The sequence below is a fragment of the Alcaligenes sp. DN25 genome, assembly GCF_023674485.1.
Taxonomy (GTDB): Bacteria; Pseudomonadota; Gammaproteobacteria; order Burkholderiales; family Burkholderiaceae_B; genus Alcaligenes; species Alcaligenes phenolicus.
This window is the reverse complement of sequence record NZ_CP098408.1, coordinates 2,476,034-2,497,037: the sequence shown is the minus strand read 5'-3', so window position 1 is coordinate 2,497,037 and position 21,004 is coordinate 2,476,034. Positions and strand designations below refer to the sequence as shown.

Annotated in this window: 18 protein-coding genes; 5 read left to right on the top strand and 13 right to left on the bottom strand. The window is 57.0% G+C overall.

The features are described 5' to 3' along the window. Window positions 1-119 precede the first annotated feature (119 nt). The 7 genes from NBV64_RS11675 to xdhA all read right to left on the bottom strand — a co-directional run bounded on the left by NBV64_RS11675 (window position 120) and on the right by xdhA (window position 9,790). Window positions 120-1,394, bottom strand: coding sequence for a sensor histidine kinase (locus NBV64_RS11675; protein ID WP_031231909.1), 1,275 nt, complete (start codon window positions 1,392-1,394; stop codon window positions 120-122). A 33-nt stretch (window positions 1,395-1,427) separates the two neighbouring features. Beyond that, a complete protein-coding gene (locus NBV64_RS11670; protein ID WP_009455854.1) occupies window positions 1,428-2,102 on the bottom strand; it encodes a response regulator transcription factor in 675 nt (224 codons plus the stop codon). A gap of 59 nt (window positions 2,103-2,161) precedes the next feature. Beyond that, window positions 2,162-3,463, bottom strand: a complete 1,302-nt coding sequence (locus NBV64_RS11665; protein ID WP_250755842.1) for a methyltransferase family protein — start codon at window positions 3,461-3,463, stop codon at window positions 2,162-2,164. A 191-nt stretch (window positions 3,464-3,654) separates the two neighbouring features. Continuing rightward, window positions 3,655-4,980: a guanine deaminase gene (gene guaD, locus NBV64_RS11660; RefSeq protein WP_009455850.1), complete on the bottom strand. Its 1,326-nt coding sequence runs from the start codon at window positions 4,978-4,980 to the stop codon at window positions 3,655-3,657. A gap of 24 nt (window positions 4,981-5,004) precedes the next feature. Further along, window positions 5,005-5,973 (bottom strand): xanthine dehydrogenase accessory protein XdhC, encoded by a 969-nt coding sequence (xdhC, locus tag NBV64_RS11655; RefSeq protein ID WP_250755841.1) that lies wholly within the window; start codon window positions 5,971-5,973, stop codon window positions 5,005-5,007. After that, window positions 5,970-8,297 carry a xanthine dehydrogenase molybdopterin binding subunit gene (xdhB, locus tag NBV64_RS11650; protein WP_250755840.1) on the bottom strand — a complete coding sequence of 776 codons (2,328 nt, stop codon included), beginning with the start codon at window positions 8,295-8,297 and terminating at the stop codon, window positions 5,970-5,972. Before xdhB ends, xdhC begins: the two co-directional genes overlap by 4 nt. Next, on the bottom strand, window positions 8,297-9,790 hold the full coding sequence (xdhA, locus tag NBV64_RS11645) for a xanthine dehydrogenase small subunit (RefSeq protein ID WP_250755839.1): 1,494 nt from the start codon (window positions 9,788-9,790) through the stop codon (window positions 8,297-8,299). The genes xdhB and xdhA overlap by 1 nt, the downstream gene beginning before the upstream one ends. Window positions 9,791-9,933: 143 nt before the next feature. Between xdhA and NBV64_RS11640 the strand changes: the two genes are divergently transcribed. Both NBV64_RS11640 and NBV64_RS11635 read left to right on the top strand, forming a co-directional pair. After that, window positions 9,934-10,875, top strand: a complete 942-nt coding sequence (locus NBV64_RS11640) for a LysR family transcriptional regulator (protein WP_021446486.1) — start codon at window positions 9,934-9,936, stop codon at window positions 10,873-10,875. Next, entirely contained in the window at window positions 10,872-11,630 is a 759-nt protein-coding gene (locus NBV64_RS11635; protein WP_250755838.1) for a LamB/YcsF family protein, read from the top strand. The genes NBV64_RS11640 and NBV64_RS11635 overlap by 4 nt, the downstream gene beginning before the upstream one ends. Here the strand turns inward: NBV64_RS11635 and NBV64_RS11630 are convergent, their stop codons facing one another. The 3 genes from NBV64_RS11630 to NBV64_RS11620 all read right to left on the bottom strand — a co-directional run bounded on the left by NBV64_RS11630 (window position 11,631) and on the right by NBV64_RS11620 (window position 13,935). After that, entirely contained in the window at window positions 11,631-11,819 is a 189-nt protein-coding gene (locus NBV64_RS11630) for a DUF3008 family protein (protein WP_009458869.1), read from the bottom strand. It abuts the gene before it with no gap. 120 nt (window positions 11,820-11,939) lie between these two features. Continuing rightward, window positions 11,940-13,142, bottom strand: coding sequence for a benzoate/H(+) symporter BenE family transporter (locus NBV64_RS11625; RefSeq protein ID WP_051359096.1), 1,203 nt, complete (start codon window positions 13,140-13,142; stop codon window positions 11,940-11,942). Between the two features lie 28 nt (window positions 13,143-13,170). Further along, on the bottom strand, window positions 13,171-13,935 hold the full coding sequence (locus NBV64_RS11620; RefSeq protein ID WP_009458871.1) for an AraC family transcriptional regulator: 765 nt from the start codon (window positions 13,933-13,935) through the stop codon (window positions 13,171-13,173). Between the two features lie 96 nt (window positions 13,936-14,031). Here NBV64_RS11620 and NBV64_RS11615 point away from each other — a divergent pair, with 96 nt between their 5' ends. After that, window positions 14,032-15,228: an MFS transporter gene (locus tag NBV64_RS11615; protein WP_031231938.1), complete on the top strand. Its 1,197-nt coding sequence runs from the start codon at window positions 14,032-14,034 to the stop codon at window positions 15,226-15,228. 209 nt (window positions 15,229-15,437) lie between these two features. Here NBV64_RS11615 and NBV64_RS11610 read toward each other — a convergent pair whose 3' ends face one another. Then, window positions 15,438-16,610 (bottom strand): MFS transporter, encoded by a 1,173-nt coding sequence (locus tag NBV64_RS11610; RefSeq protein ID WP_009458878.1) that lies wholly within the window; start codon window positions 16,608-16,610, stop codon window positions 15,438-15,440. 1,189 nt (window positions 16,611-17,799) lie between these two features. Here NBV64_RS11610 and NBV64_RS11605 point away from each other — a divergent pair. Then, window positions 17,800-18,588, top strand: coding sequence for a deaminated glutathione amidase (locus tag NBV64_RS11605; protein ID WP_026483468.1), 789 nt, complete (start codon window positions 17,800-17,802; stop codon window positions 18,586-18,588). An 11-nt stretch (window positions 18,589-18,599) separates the two neighbouring features. On the opposite strand, the gene alkB is transcribed toward NBV64_RS11605, so the two are convergent. Further along, window positions 18,600-19,247 (bottom strand): DNA oxidative demethylase AlkB, encoded by a 648-nt coding sequence (gene alkB / locus NBV64_RS11600; RefSeq protein ID WP_250755837.1) that lies wholly within the window; start codon window positions 19,245-19,247, stop codon window positions 18,600-18,602. A gap of 79 nt (window positions 19,248-19,326) precedes the next feature. On the opposite strand from alkB, the gene NBV64_RS11595 reads away from it, so the two are divergent. Continuing rightward, the gene (locus NBV64_RS11595; protein ID WP_009458886.1) at window positions 19,327-20,193 is read left to right on the top strand and encodes a pirin family protein; all 867 of its coding nucleotides are present in this window, start codon (window positions 19,327-19,329) and stop codon (window positions 20,191-20,193) included. Between the two features lie 6 nt (window positions 20,194-20,199). On the opposite strand, the gene NBV64_RS11590 is transcribed toward NBV64_RS11595, so the two are convergent. Then, window positions 20,200-20,691, bottom strand: coding sequence for an OsmC family protein (locus NBV64_RS11590; RefSeq protein ID WP_009458887.1), 492 nt, complete (start codon window positions 20,689-20,691; stop codon window positions 20,200-20,202). Between the last annotated feature and the right edge of the window lie 313 nt (window positions 20,692-21,004).

Genomic DNA, 21,004 nt, shown 5'->3' with positions numbered 1-21,004 from the left:
CAAGGGTTAGGCGCTGCAGTTGAGAAAAGCTTACTAGGTCTTTGGTCTTGCCTGTCGCAATGAGTTTTTGATGCTCTTGGCGACACCGTTCGTGCAGATAAGTTTGCCGTTTCAGGATATCAGGACGGATCCAGATCCAGCTTGAATACACAGCCTTTGCCATTCGGCCCGCTTTGTACACTTAAACTCCAGCCTTGCGCCAACGCCAGTTGGCGTGCCAGTGCCAGGCCTATGCCTCTGTGGCCTTCTTCGCGCAGTCCTGTCGTCAGTTGTTTGCCCTGGCTGAAGTGGCGCTCAAAGATCAGGATTTGATCTTGTTTGGCAATGCCGGGGCCGTCGTCTTGCAAAGCCAGGACTGAGGGGGCAATCCAGCTCAGTTGCAGCTTGCAGGGGGCGGCGTGGTCGATGGCATTGCGCATCAGGATGCGCAGCAACATGGACAGGGCATAGGGGTCCAAGGTGTAGTGCAAGTGGTCAGGCACCAAATTGCTCCAACGTACTTGCTGGCTATCCGCATCCAGCAGGGCGACGGCCTGCCAGGTCTGTTGAGCCAGCTCGTGGACCTCGACTTCGCGCACATGGCGCTCTGCGGTGTAAGCCAGGCTTTCTGCGGCATCCAGGCTGGCGGTGACGGCATCGGCGTGGACCATCATGCGTTGCAGGCGCTGTTGTTGAGGGCCTTCGGGCAGTTGCAGCAGCAAAAGCTCGCAATCGCTGCGTATGGCAGTCAGCCCTGTACGCAGCTCGTGGCCCAGATTGGCGGCGAACTCGCGTTCATGCGTCAGTAGTTCCTCAACTTGCTCCTGCATGCGATTAAAGGCTCGGATCAGCCGGCCAGCTTCATCATCCTGGTGTTCGGGCAGGCCGGAGCGGCCGGGTGCCCAGTTTTCCAGATGGCGGGACAGGGTCAGCATGGGAGCCACAGCGTGGCGGGCTACTCGACGCCCGAGTAAAAACACCAGCAAAATCGTGGCCGAACCGATCAGGAGCAGAATCAGGCCAAACTCGCGTACTCGGTCTTCGTGAGGGGTGGCGCGATACACCAGATACAGCTGGCCTTGCTCTTTGTCCTGGCGCAGCACGTGCCAGGTGTCACTACCCAGATGAAATTCGTAAATGCCCGGTTCGGAAACACGGGCAAATTCGGGCAAATTGTCCAGAGTTTGGCCCGGCAAAAACCAATAGCTGTCCAGCTCTGCGCCCAGGGCTTCACTGCGGTCGTAGGCGCTGTCGGGTAAAAGAGTGGGGTTGCGAGCGTAAGAGACCAGCATGGCGTTGACCATCTCGTCTTCCATGCGCGCAAAGGCTACATAGGCCAGTCCCCCCATAATGATGACCAGCAAGGCGGCTATCAGGGTCAGGGCCCAGGATACACGCTGGGTAAGGGTGCTCATGAAGCGGCCGCGGCGCGGGGCTATGGCCATCCCTTAGCTCTCCTGTTGCAAACGCCAGCCCATGCCGGGCAAGGTTTCAATGGTGCCTGCGCCAGCCTCGGACAAGGCGCGGCGCAAGATATGGATTTGACTGCGCAAGGCTTCTGGGGACGGTGCACCCTGTGGCCACAGGGTTTTCTCCAGGGAGCGACGTGTCAGAATGGCTTGCGGGTCGCGTAACAGAGCTTCCAGCAACTGGCGGGCTTTGAAACTCAGGTGCAGTTCCTGACCGTTTACGCTGACCAGCGCCGTATCCAGGTTGTATTCCAGACTGCCCCAATGCAGTGAGCCGTGCTGTACTTGTGGTGGGCCACGACGCATCAGAGCGCGTAGCCGGGCCTCGACTTCAGCCAGGGCAAAAGGTTTGATCAGATAGTCGTCCGCCCCCAGATCAAAGGCCGTGAGCTTGCTCTCCAACTGGCTGCGGGCTGTCAGTACCAAGGTCGGGATGGGTGTTTGACTGGACTGGCGCAGGGCCTGGAGTACACCAAAACCATCCAGACCGGGCAGGCCCAGATCCAGCACCAGCGCATCAAAGTCCTGTTCTTGCAGCAGTGTCAGTGCACCATTGCCGTCGTAGGCGGCATCCACAGCAAAGCCTTTCAGTTCCAGATAGGTATAAAGATTTTCGGCAATGGTCGTATCGTTTTCAACAATCAGGACACGCATGACAGCTTGTTCCACAGGGTTGGGACAGTTCTTGTGCAGCTTACTGCACTTGGGGACGATCAGGGTAGACGCAGAAGTACGGGTACCCAGCCATTGATTTGCAACCACTGTGCCAGGGCAAAGACGGGCCAGATCAGGAAGTAGGGCAAGGCATCGCGCAAGGTGCGGGCCAATCCTGTCAGGGACACTTGCAGTTCGTTCGGGCTGTTCCAGAGGCTCAGGCGTGGGATCAGGCGGGGCACGCGCTGGCAGTATTCCTGATAATCCTGACCAAAGACTTTGTGCAGCAGAACCTGTTCTTCGTCGATCACATTGTTGAAGACGGCGTAGACAAACAAGGCGAGTATGGGGCCAAGCAGCAGGCTGCCGGACAGTGCACCCATGCCGGTGACGGCACACAGGGAAAACAGATACAGCGGGTTGCGGCTGATGGAGTAGGGGCCTTGGCTGATCAGGCTGGAGCCTTTATGACCACCCAGGTACAACATGCACCAGCAGCGGCCCAGGACGGCAATCAGGACCAGCCCCAGACCGGCCATGCGGGTGAATTGAAAGACCAGCGAGTCGACCGCCCATGTGGAGGCGAAGAAAGGCAGAATCACGACCATCAGGCCACCAAACATCCCCAGGCTGCGGCGACGTTGTACCTGAATGCTGGCCAGATGTTCCCAGGCCTCTGCAACCGTGGCGCGTTCGCCATGGGAGGCTGACCAGCGTTCGGGATTCACGATCAAGGGGTAGAAGGCGATGCTGCCCAGCAGCCAGACAAGCGCCAGTGAGGCAAACACTTGAGTCAGATTGATACGCTCTTGATCCGCTTCCAGCAAGCCCAACAAAAAGGCGCAGATCAAACCGGCCAGCAGGCCCCCCCAGCGCAGGCGGGCCTGGTTCAAGGCCCAACCGGCAAAGTACAGGTGTAGCAAGCCAGCGCCCACGGCGACGATGGCACCCACTTCCAGCAAGGGTTTGATCTCGGGTATCTGGTGATACAGCGATTCCAGGCTTGGGGAGGCGGCGGAGTACTGCAGAAGCAGCATCAGCAAAGGCACGGCCAGGAACAGGCTGGTGCCCAGCAACAGGATGCGTTTGCCTGGCAAGGCCTCTTGTCCGCGCAGCTGGCGCAGCTTCCAGGCAGCCAGGAACAAACCAGCGGCGGCAATCAGGCCGGTCAGCAGACCTTGAGCCTCTTTCATTTCATGGGCCATATGGCCAGGTTGCTGGCTGGATGCCAGCAAGGGATTGAGCGGGGACCAGTCCTGGGTCAGGCTGGCCAGCCAGAGAAACAAAAAGGTCACTCCCACAACCTGCGTCAGCAGGTAGAACAGGGAGTTGCGTTGCACCAGTGTTGATGTGCCGGACATAATCAAATCTCGCCAAGAAGAGGGGGAGCCGGGGCTGGCTCCCTACTGACGGGATCAATGTATCGTCGGCACCGTAAAATCCGCGTTAAATCGAAAAACGCGTGCAGATATTTTTTGGGTAGACGGAAAAGAGTCCCTGGCGGCGGTTGTAATGATTGGAGTTGCCCGCCAGGACCCGGCTTCAGTTGTGTTTAGTGATCGCGCTGATGCACGCAGCGGCCTGCGCTGTAGCTGGCTTGAATGCAGCGATCGTCACCCAGCAGGGCCAGCATGAACAATTGCTCTTCCAGCGAGTTCAGCATGGTGCTGCGGCGGGCCATCAAGGGAGTGGCCTTGGGGTCCATCACAATAAAGTCCGCCTCGGCACCAGGAGCCAGCGTGCCGATTTGACCCTGCATGTCCAGTGCCCGCGCGGCCCCTTCGGTGGCCATGTAGAACATGGATGCGGCGGTCAGATGGTAGTTGTTCAGACGGGCCACTTTGTGGGCTTCGTTCATGGTGCGCAGCATGGAGAACGACGTCCCGCCGCCCACATCGGTGGCCAGGGTGTGCAGCACCTTGCTTTGGCGAATGGACTGGAAATCGAACAAACCAGAGGCCAGGAACAGGTTGGAGGTGGGGCAGTGCGCCGCAATACTGCCGGTATCGTGCATGCGGGCGCGATCCTGCTCGTCCAGCCAGATACTGTGGCCGTAGATGGCGCGGGGGCGCAGCAGACCAAAGCTGTCGTACACGTCCAGATAGCTGCGGTTCTTGGGGAACAGCTCGCTTACCCATTTGATTTCGTCCTTGTTTTCTGCCACATGGGTTTGCAGAAACACATCGGGGTAGGCGCGGGCCAGTTCACCACAGGCGGCCAATTGCTCCGGGGTGGAGGTGGGCGCAAAACGGGGTGTCAGAGCGTACAGTTGGCGGCCCTTGCCGTGCCAGCGCTTGATGAGGTCTTCCGAATCGCGTGCGCCTGACTCGGCGGTATCTTGCAGATAGTCCGGGCAGTTGCGATCCATCATCACCTTGCCTGCAATCATGCGCAGATTGCGCTCGTGGCTTTCTTCAAAGAAGGCATCCACGGATTGGCGGTGCACACTGCCATAGACCAGGGCGGTGGTGGTGCCGTTGCGCAGCAGTTCGTCCAGAAACACGCCAGCCACTTCGCGGGCATGTTCACTATCGCCAAAACGGCCTTCAGTTGGGAAGGTATAGGTTTCCAGCCAGGGCAGCAGGCCGCTGGAGGGAGAGGCAATAATGTCGGTTTGCGGAAAGTGCAGGTGGGTGTCGATCATGCCTGGCATGATGATTTTTCCGCTCAAATCCACGGTCTTTGTATCGGCAGGCAGGCTGCGCGACAGTTCGGCCCAGTCGCCACAGGCCTGAATCTGGCCCTGTTCGTTGACCAGCAGCAGGCCGTCACTGTGATAGCGCACGGCTTCGGAAGGATCTTCCAATGTGGCAGGGTCCGCGACAAAGTACAGCAGTTGGGCACGGTAGGCGCAGGCGGAGTGTAAAGAGGTAGTCATAGTGTCCTTGAAGTCGAGGTCGCATCAGCGACTGAGCTGGCCCATTTCATAGGCGTGGGTCAGCAATTCGGCGGCGACAGCCACGGCAATAATCGAGGGGGCCTTGCCCTTGATACCTGGCACGCCAATGGGGCAGACCAGTTCCTGAATACGGGATTCGGGCATGCCGCGTTGCTGCAAGCGGCGCTCGAATTGACGACGTTTGGTCATGGAGCCGATCAGGCCCACATAGGCCGTATCGGGCCGGCGCAAGATCTTTTGGCACAGAGCCAGATCGAGGCCGTGATTATGCGTCATCACCAGAAAATAGCTATTGGTCGGGGCTTGTTCGATCAGCGCATCGGGGATGTCGGTAATTTCCAGGCTGACATTGCTGGGTACCTGAGCGGGAAACAGTTCAGGGCGTTCGTCAATCCACAGAACCCGGCATGGCAGGGTGCCCAGAATCTGCACCAGTGCCTCGCCCACATGACCGGCCCCAAACAGCAAAATAGTCAGGGGCGGGGGCGGCAGCTCCTCCATCCAGACGCCTTGCGAGCCGTCGTACTCCAGTCGGGACTCGTCCACAATTGAAGGGCTTTGGATATCAACCTGCTTATTGCCGTCTGAGAGCAATTGTGAACGGCGGCTGGTCGCCTGACCGGCCCGCACGGCGCTATCCAGCTCTTCCAGCCAGCCCAGATCCTCGGCACCCAGGGTTTCGTACAGCAAGGTAACGACCCCGCCGCAACATTGGCCCAGACTGGGGCCCAGCGGCAGGCGGCTCATGCTCCAGCCGGGTCCGGAGGACTGACTGAGCATGACACGTGCCTGTTCTGCCGCTACCCATTCCAGGTGCCCGCCACCAATGGTTAACCACTGCTCAGTTTGGCTGAACAGCATGGCCGTGCCCGTGGTGCGCGGGGTGGAGCCTTTGGCAAGCGCCACCGAGCACAAAACCAGCCGCTCGCCCGCTTTCACACGGGCGAGGGCAAGAGAGGGCCAGCTACTCATTTCGCTTTGCGAATAGCCGCAACAGCCCGCATGACGGCTTCCGCAGTCGCAGGTGCGTTCAGCACGGGCTCAATCTGGTAGTTGCCTACACTGGCAACCGCATCACGGATCGCGTTAAAGACGCAGAACGGTAGCAGCAAAGGCGGTTCGCCCACGGCTTTGGAGCGGTGAATCGAATCCATGGCGTTGCGGCCATCGAACAGATTGACGCGGAAGTCCATGGGGCAGTCGCTGATGGCCGGGATCTTGTAGGTCGACGGTGCATGCGTGGTGAGCTTGCCTTGAGCGTTCCAAACCAGCTCTTCTGTTGTCAGCCAGCCCATACCTTGAATAAAGGCGCCTTCAACCTGGCCAATATCCAGGGCCGGATTGATGGATTTGCCCACATCGTGCAGCACGTCAGCACGCAGAAGACGAGATTCCCCGGTCAGCGTGTCGATCAGCACTTCAGCGACGGCAGCCCCATAAGAGAAGTAGTAGAAGGGGTTGCCCTTCATGACTTTGGAGTCCCAGTGCAGGCCGGGGGTGGCGTAAAAGCCGTCGGACCACAGCTGGACGCGGGCCTGGTAGGCGTGCTCAACCAGTTGAAAGAAGGGCATGGTCTGGCCGCCGATCTGGACCTGACCCCGCTCGAATTTCACGCTGGACTCTTCCACCGAGAAGAGCTGGGCAGCTACCGTCGTCAGACGCTGGCGAATCTGGTAGGCCGCATCCTGGGCGGCTTTACCGTTCAAGTCCGTACCTGTGGATGCCGCCGTGGCCGAGGTATTGGCCACTTTGGTGGTATCGGTGGCCGTGACCCGGATGTGCTCCAGATTCAGGCCCAGTTCATGGGCTACCACCTGGGCCACCTTGGTGTTCAGGCCCTGACCCATTTCCGTGCCACCGTGGTTCACCAAAACCGTGCCGTCACGGTAGACGTGGACCAGAGCACCAGCCTGGTTGAAGGCGGGTACGTTAAAGGAAATACCGAATTTCACCGGGGTCAGTGCCAGACCCTTTTTCAGTACCGGGCTGCTGGCATTGAATTCACGGATTTGTTCACGGCGCTGACGGTATTCGCTGGTTTCCTCCAGCTCGGCCACCAGTTCGTGAATGACGTTATCGACCACGGTCTGGTCGTAAGGCGTCACATTACGGTCTTTTTTACCGTAGAAGTTGATGCGGCGTACATCCAGCGGATCTTTGCCCAGGCGGCGGGCAATGGTATCCAGGGCCACTTCCATCACCAAGGCCCCTTGCGGGCCACCAAAGCCTCGGAAGGCTGTGTTGGATTGGGTATTGGTGCGACCGCACAGCGCGCTCATGTCTACATCAGACAGGTAGTAGGCATTGTCAAAGTGGCAGATGGCGCGGGTTGCCACGGGGCCGGACAAGTCGGCGGAAAAGCCCGAGTTGGCGGTCATGTCCAGACGGGCACCCAGCAGGCGGCCTTCGTCGTCGTAACCAATATCGTATTCATAGTAGAAACCGTGACGCTTGCCGGTAATCATGAAGTCGTCGTCGCGGTCCAGGCGCAGCTTGATCGGGCGCTGCAGCTTGACGGCAGCCACACTGGCCACGCAGGCGTACAGGGCCGATTGAGATTCCTTGCCACCGAAACCACCGCCCATGCGACGGCATTCCACGTGTACCTTGTGCGCGCCAACGCCCAGACAGTGGGCAACCAGCTGCTGCATTTCCGAAGGATGCTGGGTGGAGCACCAGATATGCACGGCGCCGTATTCCTTGGGCACGGCGTAGGAAATCTGGCCTTCCAGGTAAAACTGTTCCTGACCATTGCACTGGAAGGTGCCTTGCAGGCGGTGTGGAGCCGATTCCAATGCTTTTTTGGCGTCGCCTTGTTTTAGGCTCATCAGGGGCAGAACACCGGCGTTCGCGGCCTTGGCTTCTTGTGGAGTCAAGATGGCAGGCAGCTCTTCGTAGGTGATCTTGCCCAGGCGCGCGGCACGGCGTGCCTGGTCGTGGGATTTCGCAATAACCGCAAAAATGGGCTGGCCAAAGTAATGCACCACGCCATCGGCCAGAATGGGGTCGTCATGCAGAATAGGGCCACAATTATTTGCGGCGGGAATGTCGGCAACCGTCAGGACGGCAATGACACCGGGCGCTTGACGCACAGCTTCCAGATCCACGTCCAGCAAACGGGCATGGGCTTTTTCCGACAGGCCCAGCGCAATATGGGCCGTGCCCTGCAATTCAGGCAAATCATCGGTATATGTGGCCGTGCCGCTCACGTGCAGGTCTGCCGACTCGTGCAGAAAGGACACGCCGACTCGTTGAGCCGTGGCGGTGTTCAGGTGGTCGATATTGTCAATTTTCATCACAAAGTCTCCAGGCTGGCTTGAGCTCGGTGAAAGACATTCAGCTGGGCGGGACTCAAAGCGTGTTCAGGGTGGGTTTCCAGGAAGAAGCGGTACAGCAAATTGGCCGCACTTTGATTGCGGTATTCGCTGCTGGCACGCATATCGCTCAGGGCCTGGTAGTCCTGTTGCAGCGCTTGCATGGCAGCTTGTACGTTTTCCTCGTTCCATTCCTGACCTTGCAGCACTTGCTCGCCGTGGCTGGCGCGTTTAGGGGTGGCAGCCATACCGCCAAAGGCGATGCGAGCCTGTTTGACGATCTTGCCATCCAGTTCCACCGCAAAGGCGGCGCACACGGCAGAAATGTCCTGGTCGAAACGCTTGGACAGCTTGTAGGTACGGAATTGCCATTGTCCCTTGTTGCGTGGGACCAGCAGGCCTTGCACGAACTCGCCCGGTTCCATGGCGGTTTTCTGGTAGGCCAGATACAGATCTTCCAAAGGCAGCACGCGCTCGACTGCGCCTTTGCGCAGCACCACACGGGTACGCATGGCAATCAGGGCGGGCATGGAGTCGCCAATGGGCGAGCCGTTGGCCACGTTGCCGCCCAGGGTACCGGCGTTGCGGATAGGGAAGGAGGCAAAGCGTTGGCGCAGTTCTGTCAATTCGGGGTGGTCTTTGATCAGGGCGTCAAAAGCGTCGTTCAATAGAACGCCTGCACCGATATACAGATCGTCCTCGGTGGTTTTCAGTTCGCGCAGCTCGGCCACCTGACCGATATAGATCAGATGCGGCAAATCGCGGAATTGCTTGGTCACCCATAGGCCGATATCGGTGCTGCCAGCCAGAATGCGGGCTTGCGGATATTGCTCACGCAGCTGGGCCAACTGGTCCAGCGTGCGGGGGGCATGGAAGGTCTGGCCCTGGTACTCATAGGCCAGCATGCCGTCCTGACGAATGGCACGCAGCTTGTCTTCAATGGATTGGCGATCCATGCTGACAGCCGGATAGCTGTGCATGGCTTTGGCTGCATCAATAATGGGGCGGTAGCCGGTACAGCGGCACAGATTGCCCGAGAGCACATCGTCGATCTGTTCCCGGGAAACCGGGCCGTCTTCGGGCGAGTGCGTCATGTACAGGCCCCACAGCGACATGATGAAGCCGGGCGTACAAAAGCCGCACTGGGCACCGTGCCAGTCCACCATGGCTTGCTGCACGGGGTGCAGGGTGCCATCGTCCTGGCGCAGATCCTCAATAGTGTAGAGCACCTTGCCGTCCAGCGTAGGCAGCAGCTGGATACAGGCGTTTACGGCACGCAATTGCAGTTGATTGTTCTGGTCCAGTTCGCCAATCATGACCGTGCAGGCGCCGCAATCACCCTCGGCACAGCCTTCTTTGGTGCCGGTGCAGTGCAGATCCTCACGGATATACTGTAAAACGGTTCGCGTGGTCGGGGCCTGAGCCACTTCCTGTACTTCGCCGCGATAAATAAAACGAATTGGTCTTGTCTCCATGATCTCACTCGACTGGTTTTTTACGGATCGAAGATAGCATTTGCTTAGGATGCGAACATTTGCTTGGAATGATGTTCACTATATAGGCGTATGAGTGTCTACACCGATCAACGAGGCGGGCCAGCGCTTGTATTATTTAAACCATGCCAAAATTACGAGAACAACTAGACCTGCATTTGCTGCGGGTATTGCAGTCGCTGCTCAAAGAGCACAGCGTCTCGCGTACGGCTATCCGCTTGGGTATGTCCCAGCCAGCCGTTAGCAATGCCTTGCGGCGCTTGCGCGAAATCACGGGCGATCCGATTTTGTTGCGCGGTAAAAAGGGAATGGTGCCTACCGAGCGCGGCCCCTTTTTGCTGGCACATGCCACGGAAGCTCTGCAAGCTATCGAGCGAATTTCTGCCGCGGCAGAGCCTATGGATCCCAGTCAGTCTACCCGCGTTTTCAATCTGGGCGCGCCGGATTATCTGGACGGCGCTTTTATCCCGGATATTGCGGAGCGGGTGCGTCGTCAGGCGCCGCAGGCCCGGCTGGTGGTCCATACCATCAACCCGGATCTGGATTACGTGCAGGCCCTGGAAGAGGGCGAGCTGGACGTGGTGATCGGCAACTGGCTCGAGCCCCCTGAAAAGCTGCACCTGGCGCGTCTGTTTGATGACGAGGTGGTCTGTATGCTGGGCCGCCATCATCCCTTGGCGCAGCGTGGTCTGTCCTTGCAGCACTATCTGGACATGCCGCATCTGGCCCCTTCGGCCCACGTGACGGACAAGCGCGGCTTTATTGACGGTTGCCTGGCCGAGCAGGGCATCAGCCGTCACGTACAGATGGTCGTGCCGTATTTCGGCCTGGTTCCGGGGATTTTGAGTCGCACAGATATGGTGTTCACCACGAACCGCCAGTTTGCCGAGTACTATGCCCGCATTCTGCCAATTACCGTGTTGCCTTGTCCGGTTCATTTTCCACTGATGCGTTTTTACCAGCTGTGGCATCCGCGCACGCATAATGCGGCAGAACTGCTGTGGTTCCGGCGTTGCATTGCCCAGGCCGCAGGCAGGTTGGATGGATTATCAGAGGGAACTCCATGAGCTTGAGTATTGATTTGAATTGCGACATGGGCGAGAGCTTTGGCCCCTGGGGCATGGGCCATGACGAGCAGGTGATTCCGTGGGTGACGTCGGTAAATATCGCCTGTGGCTTTCATGCCGGAGATCCGGGCACCATGCGTCAGACGGTGGCCCTGGCCCTAAAGCATGGTGTGAAGCTGGGCGCACATCCCGGCCTGCCGGATCTGGCTGGTTTTGGTCGCCGGGTGATGGCGGTTACCCCCGAGCAGGTGTATGACATGGTGGTGGTGCAGGTGGGAGCCCTGGCTGCCGTTGCACGCACCCAAGGTGCTGCTTTGCATCACGTCAAGGCACATGGTGCTCTTTACAATATGGCCGCCCGTGATGGGGCCTTGGCAAAAGCCATTGCCCAAGCTGTGGCCGATATTGATCGCAGCCTGATTCTGTATGCGCTGGCAGGCAGTGTGCAAGTGCAGGCCGGTCGTGATGCGGGTTTGACGGTGGCTCAAGAGGTGTTTGCCGATCGCAGCTATCAGGACGATGGCAGCCTGACCCCTCGTCAGCAAGCTGGCGCCATGATTACCAATGCCGATCAGTCCGTACAGCAAGTGATGCAGATGATAGAGCAAGGCACCGTTACCAGTCTGTCGGGTAAAACGGTGCCTTTGTCTGCTGATACCTTGTGCCTGCATGGGGATCAGGCGGGGGCGGCCGAATTTGCGCAGCGTTTGCATCAAGCCTTCGAGCAAAGCGGCGTGCGCGTTCAGGCTGTCTGATTACTCCTTGTGTTCAGGCAGGTTGCGGCGCGCGGTATCGGTGCTGGCCAGTTCTTCCAGCTCCTTGGTACTCATGGTGTTGTACATTTCCAGCGATGCCCCTTTCAGACTGGCTACCGGAGTTTCTCCGCGTTTGGCGGACAAGGCTGCACCGGCAGCTTTTTGTTGGGCTTGAGATAAAGCAGGCATGAAGCTCCTCCGTTAAAGAAAAGTGGTCACGCCTTTAGTGTGCCAAATGAAAAAGACGGCAAAGCAAGCAAATGTGAGGCTTGTTTGCCGTCTTGAACAGACGCCGGGGGGATGACCGGATCAGGATACTTTTCGTTTCTGAATCAGATACATAGCCATACCAAAAACCAGACCCCAGAAGGCGCTGCCGATATTGAGCAGACTCATGCCTGACGCAGTGGTCAGAAAGGTGACCAGGGCGGCGTCACGGGTGTCTGGGGCTTCCAGCGCCATGTGGATGCTATTGCCTATGGTACCCAGCAAGGCCAGACCGGCAATGGCCGCAATCAGTTCGGTTGGGAAGGCGGCAAACAGGCTGACCACGGTGGCACCAAAGATACCGGCGGCAAAATAGAAAATCCCGGCCCAGACACTGGCGCGATAACGCTGACGCGGGTCCGCATCCACTTCGGGAGTCATGCACAGGGCGGCGCTAATGGCGGCCAGATTGTAGGCGTAGCCACCGAAGGGGCCAAAGATCAGGCCCACAATCCCGGTCCAGCTAATGACGGTGGAGTTGGGCGCATCGTAGTTATGCGCCTTCAATACAGCCACGCCCGGAATGTTCTGCGAGCTCATGGTGACGATGAAAAAGGGAATGCCCACACCAATGAGTGCCGTCCAGGAAAACTCGGGCCAGACCAGCACCGGCGTGGCGGGAGTCCAGCTCAGAATTTCCATTTTCAGCAAACCTTGCAGGGCAGCAATCGTGACACCGGCCACCAGTGCCAGCGGCACGGCGTAGCGAGGCGACCATTGGCGCACCACCAGAAACACAATGAACATGCTCAGGCACAGCAGCCATTGGGTTTGCATGGCACCAAACAGGTCCAGGCCAAAGCGCAGCAAGATGCCGCCCAGCATGGCACCGGCAATGCTGCGCGGCATGTACTGCATCAACTTCTGAAAGCTGCCGCTAAGACCGCAAATGGTGGTCAGCAGGGACGAAAACAGGAAAATGCCCACGGCCTGGGACATGGGCAGGCCCACCAGACCCGTGGCCAGCAGCGCTGCGCCAGGTGTGGACCAGGCAGTCAGAATTGGAATCTTGTAGCGCAGCGACAGACCTGCCGACAGCAGGCCCAGACCAATACCCAAAGACCACATCCAGGAGCCCAGCTCGGCGGTGTTGGCACCGGCCGCTTGAGCGGCCTGAAAAACAATGGCAGCAGAACTTGTGTAGCCCACCAGCACGGCAATCAGCCCCGCCGACATGTGAGAAATCTGGAACCAACTCAACAAGCGCTGCAGATATCCGGGGCGGGACAGGTGTGTGGAAGACATGGATGCGTGTGGTGAGGGTAGTAGGGACTTAAGAAGAATGCGTTTGGCTCAAGTAACGGCTGGGGGTTTCGCCCAAAATAGATTTGAAAACGGTAATAAAGGCACTGATCGAGGTGTAACCCAATTCCCTGGCCGTGCTCTTTACGGACATTCCCGAACCCAGTTTTTGCAGGGCCAGCATAATCATGAATTGTTGCCGCCAGCGCCCGAAGCTCATCCCTGTGTGTTTTAGCATATGTCGGGCCAGGGTGCGCTCACTCATGGCCAGTTCTTTTGCCCAGTCGGCCATCGTAGGGCGCGAGTCGGGCTGTTGCAGCATATGTTGCGCAATCGTCTGCAAAACTTTGTCCTCGGGCACCGGTACATGCAGCTGCCGGGTGGGCATTTGATTCAAGGTTTCCAGCAGCACCAGTGCCAGACGGTGCGTCTGGCTGCCCGGCTCGTAATGGGGATTCAGATCACTTAAATGAATGATCATCTCGCGCACCATGGGGCTCAGGTCCAGGGTGCTGCAGTGATCGGGCAGTTCATCCAGGCCGGGCTGTATGTACAGGAAATGAATCAGGGCCTGATCGTCGGCGCGGGCACGGTGACGGATACCCACCGGCACCCAGACGGCGCACAGCGGCGGCACCATCCAGTAGCCCTGGTCGGTTTGCAGGGTGACGGAGCCATATTGCGTCATGATCAGCTGTCCATTGGGATGGGTATGCAATGGATTTTCAGTATTGCTGCCCATCGCCATCTTGATGCTGAAAATAGGCCCGCCCTGCGGATTGGAGCTAAAACTCATGCTTTGTCTGGTTTGAGGTATAAGTTGTCATAATATCCTGTTTGCGTCGGCATCGAAACAGGATAGAGTAGGGTTTTCACCTACTGGCTACACTTCATGTCCCTCTCTCGACTCTCCTGGCTCTCCCACCCCTTACTGGTGTTGATTGGCGTCTTGCTGATTGCCGGCAATCTGCGAGCCCCGATCACGGGTATCGCCCCCTTGCTGGAGCTGATCCAGGCAGATCTGTCTCTGTCGTCCACGCAGGCTGGCTTGCTGACCGCCATGCCCTTGTTCATTTTTGCGGTGATCTCCCTGCTGGCCGCCTCCATGGCGCGGGTGGTGGGTTTGTCCCGTTCCTTGTTTATTGCTTCCGTACTGATTGCGGTAGGTGTGGTGGTACGTATCCTGGGCGGCACGATAGAGCTGTTTGCCGGTATCGGTTTGCTGGCTATCGGGATTGCCTTGGGTAATGTACTGTTGCCTTCTCTGGTGAAACGCCATTTCCCCATGCGTATCAGTTTTGTGACGTCGCTGTACGTTTTGTTCATGGGTCTGGTCGCGGCGTTCAACTCCGCGATGGCGGTCCCGATGGCGGAGTGGACAGGCCAAAGCTGGCGCTGGTCGTCCCTGATGGTGGTCGGTGTGATGGCATTGGCTAGCGTAGTTGTATGGGCTACCCAGTTGGGAGCGGATCGACGTGCGGCACAAAATACGCCCACTGGCGCGGCAACCAGTTCTTCGGTGTGGCGTTTACCCCTGGCCTGGCATATCACCCTGTACATGGGTTTGAACTCGGTGGCTTACTACATGATTGCCAGCTGGTTGCCTGTGATGCTGGTGAACTATGGCTTTGAGCCGGATCATGCGGGCCAGATTCATGGTTTGATGCAGTTGGCTACCGCCGTACCGGCCTTGCTGCTGATGCCCGTGTTGAGCCGTGTGCACGACCAGCGTGGGGTGGCCTTGGCGGGTGCCTTGTTGCAGACCCTGACCTTTGTGGGCTTTCTGGTCTTGCCGTCCTGGTCCTTGCTGTGGGCGGTGCTGTTTGGCTTTGGTAGTGGCAGTGTTTTCCTGATTGCCTTGGCCTTGATTGGGGTACGTTCTACGTCTACTTCGCAGGCGGCGTCCCTGTCGGGTATGGCGCAGTGCATGGGCTATTTGCTGGCCGCGTTTGGGCCTCCCGCCATGGGCGGTTTGCATGACCTGTTCAATAGCTGGGGCTGGGCCTTGGGCTTGTGCATTCTGGTCAGCTTTGGAATGGGCTACGCCGGTTGGTTGGCGGCTCGCCCCGCAGCAGCAAGCAAAGCCTGAGCTGAATTGCTGAAAGCCAGGTAGTCGGACCTTCGAGAGAGGGCCAAACGAAAGCGGCCTGTAATTGAAATACCCTTAGGGGCATCCAATTACAGGCCGTTTTGTTTTTTGGGTTACTAGAGTTCAGTTTTGCAAAGGCTATTCCTGTGTTCAGTTTCTGTCGCCTACGACAAAATTGCCTGCTCCGAGTCACCCGTTCTGAGGTCTGACTATTCTTTAATGCGCAGCGAAATGGTGTGCAAGGCCAGGCCACCCAAGGCCAGCAAGGCACCTACCCAGGCGGTCGAAGTCCAGCCCCAGCCAGCGGCAATCGTCAAACCACCCAACCATGCACCTAGCGCATTGGCCATATTGAAAGCCGAGTGATTCAGCGCAGCCGCCAGTGTTTGGGCATCACCTGCCACGTCCATCAGGCGAATCTGCAAAGCGGGGCCCAAGGCCACCAGGGTGCCAATCAGCATGATGTTCAAGGGGCCAAGGATTGGATGGTGGGCCGTGATCATGAACAGCAAGAGCACGCCGGTAGCCCAGATCAGAACCAGGCGAATGCTGCGATCCAGGTAGCGGTCCGCATAACGGGCGCCCAGTAAATTGCCCAGCACCATGCCAACGCCAAACAAGGCCAGCACGACAGGGATGGCGCTGACCGACAGGCCCGCCAGTTCCATCAAGGTGGATTTTACGTAGCTGAACACCGAGAACATGCCACCAAAACCAATTGCGCCTATGCCCAGCGTCAACCAGACTTGCTTGCGCTTCAGGGCCCCCAGTTCGCGCAAGGGGCTGGCCAGCGTATTGGCGGGGATGAAGGGCACAAAGCGCAGTACCAGTCCCATGGTCAGCAAGGCGATCAGGCTGACGAAAGTAAAGGCCGCCTGCCAGCTCAGCCATTGTCCCAAGGTGGTAGCAATGGGTACGCCCAGTAAGGTAGCGACTGTCAGACCCAGCATGACGTAGGCCACGGCCTGTGCACGGCGATGCGGGGGCACCAGACGAGCGGCTACCAAGGCGGCAACACCAAAGTAGGTGCCATGCGGAAAGCCGGCCAGAAAGCGGGTGATCAATACGGTTTCATAGCTGGGGGCAATCACGGTCAGGAAATTGCCTACGGCATAAGCGCCCATCAAGGCTATTAACAGACGACGCCAGGGCCAGCGTGCGCCCAGTACGGCCAGTACCGGAGCGCCGATCACCACGCCTAAAGCGTAAGCGCTGATCAAGTGGCCTGCGGTGGGAATATCGATACCCAGATCCTGGGCCACATCGGGTAGCAAACCCATGATGACAAATTCGCCGGTGCCGATGGAAAAACCGCCCACAGCCAAGGCCAGAATGGCCAGTAAAACCTGGCGGGGGGATAAGGAAGAGTGCGAAGAAGACAAGATAAACGCCTGAGAATCAAGAAGGGCAGTGTGTCCAACCCGTAAGAGGCCTTATTGTCGCGCAGTCATGGGGCAAGGCTCAAGATTTCTAAGGACGGAATAGGGTCATGTAACTGTAGGGAATTGAAGATCTTTTTAAGTTTTTAATTCTTATTACGTCCTAGCACAAATTAATTTATCAAGCTATAGCGTCAGCCCTAAACAACGTATGCAGATTTTTTTTAGTTTTTTATATAGAATCACGGTATTGGGTGTTTTGTATCCAATCATTTTCCTGTGGTAGCTTTCCCCTGATTTTGCAAGAAATCGGGGGTTTTTTTTATTCTGATTATTTTGGATTTCAATCATTAGTGCATTGAAAGTCCAATGCCAAAGCGGCTTGTCAGCTTGACAGGCGGGCATGTCGGACGAAGTGGCGTCGCAAGGATAATTCATGAATGGGCCAGTGCTGGTTTGCACTTGGCCCATTATTTTTAGCTCGATTTTATCCAGATTTGATTCATTTTTATTTAATCGCGTTTTATCGATTCTAATTATGTCCGGTCATATTTGGATTGGAGATTTGCCCTCGAAAATTCTGGATGGGTGCAGAGATGCTTGCCAGAGTTAAGAACGTCTTTTTGTGCCGTCTATGAGATTTTGTCCGGCTTAATAAAAGAATCAATTTTGCCGATTTACATAATGTTTATGGTATTGCAAATATAAGAGTTATTTATATCTCATTATCATATATCTGCTGATTAAAGCCGATCTTGAGAACTGAGCTCAATTGAGTTTCACGCTTATGAAGATAAATGGAATTGAACTGTACGGACGAAATAGAGCGTTCAAATTGATCGTGTTGATGTTTGGGTTTGTCACTATGCGCACGACACTTTGTTTCAGGGCCTGATCGCTTAATTGACCTGCTAGCTGAGTAGAAATATTCTTTGATATGACCCGAATGTTTAGTGTGGTTAAACGCATTCAGGGTATTGACCTGATAAAAATTTATTTTTAATTGCAGTTTGTGTCCGAATTTTTACATGATGGGAAGTGGAAAAATATGACGCTGATCTGTTGGGGCTGAACGACGGGGATGGTTTGACATTTGACCATCTGGTGTTCAGTTTTTCTCCCTTGTTCGCTGGCTGGTTTGGGCGGGCGGCTGCGTTAGAATCACTTAGGCAGCACCGTAAAGGAGGTGGTCATGAAAGTTGCATTGGGCCAGATGGCCGTATCCAAAGATTCGCAGGAAAACCTGAGCGCTTGCCTGGGTTTGATCGAACAAGCCTTGCGCTCCGGCGCGCAGTTACTGGTTTTGCCTGAAGGTGTGCTGGCCAGAAATGTGGCCGACCCTGAAGTGGTCCTGAAATCCGCACAAGCCCTGGATGGGGAGTTTGTCAGCCGACTGAGCGCTGCCACCCGTGATACTGATTTAACTGTGGTGTTCTGCATTCATACCCCGGCCGGAGAAGGCAAGGTTTGGAACACCTTGGTGGTGCTGCGCGATGGCCAGGTTCTGGCGCATTACAACAAGCTTCATTTGTACGATGCCTTCTCGGTACAAGAATCACGCTATGTACAGCCAGGTACAGAAATCCCCGCCTTGATTGATGTGGCCGGTTTCAAAGTAGGTTTGATGACTTGCTACGACCTGCGCTTTCCTGAGCTGGCCCGACGCTTGTGCGTGGACGGGGCGCAAGTCTTGCTGGCGCCGTCGGCCTGGCTGAAAGGTCCCTTGAAGGAACACCACTGGCGTGTGCTGACGACGGCTCGCGCTTTGGAAAATACGGCCTATATGGTGGCCGTCGGTGAGTGTGGTGAACGCAATATTGGCCAAAGTCTGGTGGTGGATCCCTTGGGTGTGATCGTGGCCCAGGCGGCAGAAACTCCCACATTGCTTTTGGTTGATCTGGATCGGGAGCGTTTGGCTTATGCCCGTCGCATTTTGCCCGTACTGGAAAACCGTCGCTTTGCTCCGCCCGAACTGGGCTGAACTAGTGGGGTTCAGCCTGCTTTTCTGAATGTCAGATTGACCCGGCCTGTGCCCCATACCGGATGGGCCGGGCCCTCCAGTCTGCGTACCCCATGGAAATTCAATCTGGATGGCCCCCACCAGACCAGCACATCACCATCGCGCAGTCGCAGGGTACGCACCGGGTCGCTGCGTTTTGCGCCGCCCCATAAAAACAAGGCCTCACGTCCCAGGGAGACCGAGACAATCGGGTGCTGCAAGTCGCGCTCGTTTCTATCCTGATGCAAGGACATATGCGCCTGCTCGTCGTAGTAATTGATCAGACAGGTATCGGGTTGAAAAGGGCCCTGGCCCGACTCCTGGGCAATGTGCGTTAATAGTTCCTTGAATATGGCAGGCATGGCGGGCCAGGCCAAACCGCTTTGCGGGTCCGTGGGGCTGTAACGGTAGCCGTGTTCGTCCGATATCCATCCCAGGTCGCCACAACTGCTTTGTGCGGCCGACATACGATGCCCTGAGGGAACCTGCATATGCCGCCAAGGAGCGCTGTGCACCAGTTCTTGAACCGCCTGTGCCAAGCTGGCGGCATAGGGCAGGGCCAGCCCCGGAAGGGCGATCAGGCCGGTATCCAGAGTCAGGACGTTGCCGGGAACGGGATCAAACAGGGAGAGCGTGGACATGCGCGATAGGGCGAATAAAGCAGTGACCAGAGTATAGTAATCGGGATTGTATTTTTGCGACTTCCCAGTAGAGGTGTCTATGGTCGAGCTGCTGATTCCACAACGTCAACACAGCATTGGTGCATTTGAAGTGGGGCGCGTTCTGCCCTTTCGCCAACGGCGTATGGTGGGGCCTTTTATCTTCTTTGATCGTATGGGGCCACAAGAGCTGACGGCACCTGTAGGGACAGAAAACGATGTGCTGCCACACCCGCATATTGGCCTGTCTACCGTCACCTATTTATTTGAAGGTGCCATGACACACCGTGACAGCCTGGGCGTGGAACAAGAGATTACGCCCGGCGCCTTGAACTGGATGACCGCTGGTTCAGGCATCAGCCATTCCGAGCGCTTTGAGCCCATGCGTACCCAAGGTGGCCGTATGGATGGCATTCAGGCCTGGGTGGCTTTGCCGGAACATAAAGAAGAGCAAAACCCGGATTTTGTGCATTACGAGGCCGAACAACTGCCTTTGATTCAGGACACGGGCCTGGAAGGTCGCCTGATAGCCGGATCGGCGTTGGGCCTGTGCAGCCCTGCCAGTGTGGCCTCACCCTTGTTCTATATGGAACTACGCGTACAAGCGGGCCAGTCTGTCCCCTTGCCAACCGGCCATGAAGAGCGCGCCATTTATATCTGTACGGGCGCGCTGGAGGTAGACGCTCAACGCTATCGCGCCGGTCAGATGCTGGTCTTTGCCAAAGGCGACAGCCCTCGCATCCTTGCCGAGCAAAACAGCCATTTGATGCTGCTGGGCGGCGAGCCTTTGGGACCACGCCATATCTGGTGGAACTTTGTGTCCTCGCGCAAGGACCGTATCGAGCAGGCCAAGGATGATTGGCTCAATGGTCGCATCAGTCTGCCACCACTGGACGATGAGCAGTTCATCCCTTTACCTGCGGTGTAATGCTCTTTACGTCGATGGTGGAGGTGTTTGACCTTGCACGTGGACCGTGACCTCATGGTGAATCGGAGTGTTGATGGAGCGGGCAATAAAGCAGTATTCACTTACGCGATCGTGAAGCGATTTGGACAAGGCAAGGTCACTGTCCGGTGTGATCGTGACGAAGGGGCGCAAGGTAACACTCTCGAATTGCCCAGCCCCGTTGGCCTCTTCAATCATGATGCCGGTAGGGTGGTCTTCATAGGCCGTGACCACAATGCCGGCTTCTGCCGCTATTCCCAGGTACCAAAGCATATGACACTGAGCAATCGATGCCAGGAAAAGCTGCTCTGGGTTCCAGCGGGCTGGGTCGCCTCGAAAGGCAGGGTCTGAGGAGGCAGCAATGGTCTCCAGGCCAACTGCCATCACGTCGTGGTTACGTGAGTAGGAGCGAAGGGTGCGGGTGCCGCTTCCGGTGTTGCCGGTCCAACTGATCAACAGTTCATAGTGGTGCGTTTTCATAGCTCTGCTCAGGCAAAGTGGCAAGGAGCCACAAGAGTAGCAGCGGGGGGCAATCGTACATACAAAAAAAAGCCCTGGAAAGAATCCAGGGCTTTGAAGGCTTGCTCATCAGGCTGGTGGATTTGCCTGTATCCGCTCTATGAGCAGACTGGTTTTTTGATTGATGAGCAAGCCGGGCAAACGGAATAGTACCGCTTGCGCAGAATGTTTAGGAGGCCAATTGTACGGACTGGCGTCAAGCGAAACAAAAAAGACCAGTTTGATAGCAGGGCTATTTCAAATTGGCTTATAAGCATTGATTGGCGCTGCTTAT

Bases quoted from the DNA above. Each gene is read 5' to 3' on its own strand.
- NBV64_RS11635 (WP_250755838.1), top strand. From the start codon at position 10,872: ATGAGCTTGAGTATTGATTTGAATTGCGACATGGGCGAGAGCTTTGGC.
- NBV64_RS11630 (WP_009458869.1), bottom strand. From the start codon at position 11,819: ATGCCTGCTTTATCTCAAGCCCAACAAAAAGCTGCCGGTGCAGCCTTG.
- NBV64_RS11675 (WP_031231909.1), bottom strand. From the start codon at position 1,394: ATGAGCACCCTTACCCAGCGTGTATCCTGGGCCCTGACCCTGATAGCC.
- NBV64_RS11620 (WP_009458871.1), bottom strand. From the start codon at position 13,935: ATGAGTTTTAGCTCCAATCCGCAGGGCGGGCCTATTTTCAGCATCAAG.
- xdhB (WP_250755840.1), bottom strand. From the start codon at position 8,297: ATGAAAATTGACAATATCGACCACCTGAACACCGCCACGGCTCAACGA.
- xdhC (WP_250755841.1), bottom strand. From the start codon at position 5,973: ATGAGTAGCTGGCCCTCTCTTGCCCTCGCCCGTGTGAAAGCGGGCGAG.
- xdhA (WP_250755839.1), bottom strand. From the start codon at position 9,790: ATGGAGACAAGACCAATTCGTTTTATTTATCGCGGCGAAGTACAGGAA.
- NBV64_RS11670 (WP_009455854.1), bottom strand. From the start codon at position 2,102: ATGCGTGTCCTGATTGTTGAAAACGATACGACCATTGCCGAAAATCTT.
- NBV64_RS11595 (WP_009458886.1), top strand. From the start codon at position 19,327: ATGGTCGAGCTGCTGATTCCACAACGTCAACACAGCATTGGTGCATTT.
- NBV64_RS11640 (WP_021446486.1), top strand. From the start codon at position 9,934: ATGCCAAAATTACGAGAACAACTAGACCTGCATTTGCTGCGGGTATTG.
- guaD (WP_009455850.1), bottom strand. From the start codon at position 4,980: ATGACTACCTCTTTACACTCCGCCTGCGCCTACCGTGCCCAACTGCTG.
- alkB (WP_250755837.1), bottom strand. From the start codon at position 19,247: ATGTCCACGCTCTCCCTGTTTGATCCCGTTCCCGGCAACGTCCTGACT.
- NBV64_RS11590 (WP_009458887.1), bottom strand. From the start codon at position 20,691: ATGAAAACGCACCACTATGAACTGTTGATCAGTTGGACCGGCAACACC.
- NBV64_RS11665 (WP_250755842.1), bottom strand. From the start codon at position 3,463: ATGTCCGGCACATCAACACTGGTGCAACGCAACTCCCTGTTCTACCTG.
- NBV64_RS11615 (WP_031231938.1), top strand. From the start codon at position 14,032: ATGTCCCTCTCTCGACTCTCCTGGCTCTCCCACCCCTTACTGGTGTTG.
- NBV64_RS11605 (WP_026483468.1), top strand. From the start codon at position 17,800: ATGAAAGTTGCATTGGGCCAGATGGCCGTATCCAAAGATTCGCAGGAA.
- NBV64_RS11625 (WP_051359096.1), bottom strand. From the start codon at position 13,142: ATGTCTTCCACACACCTGTCCCGCCCCGGATATCTGCAGCGCTTGTTG.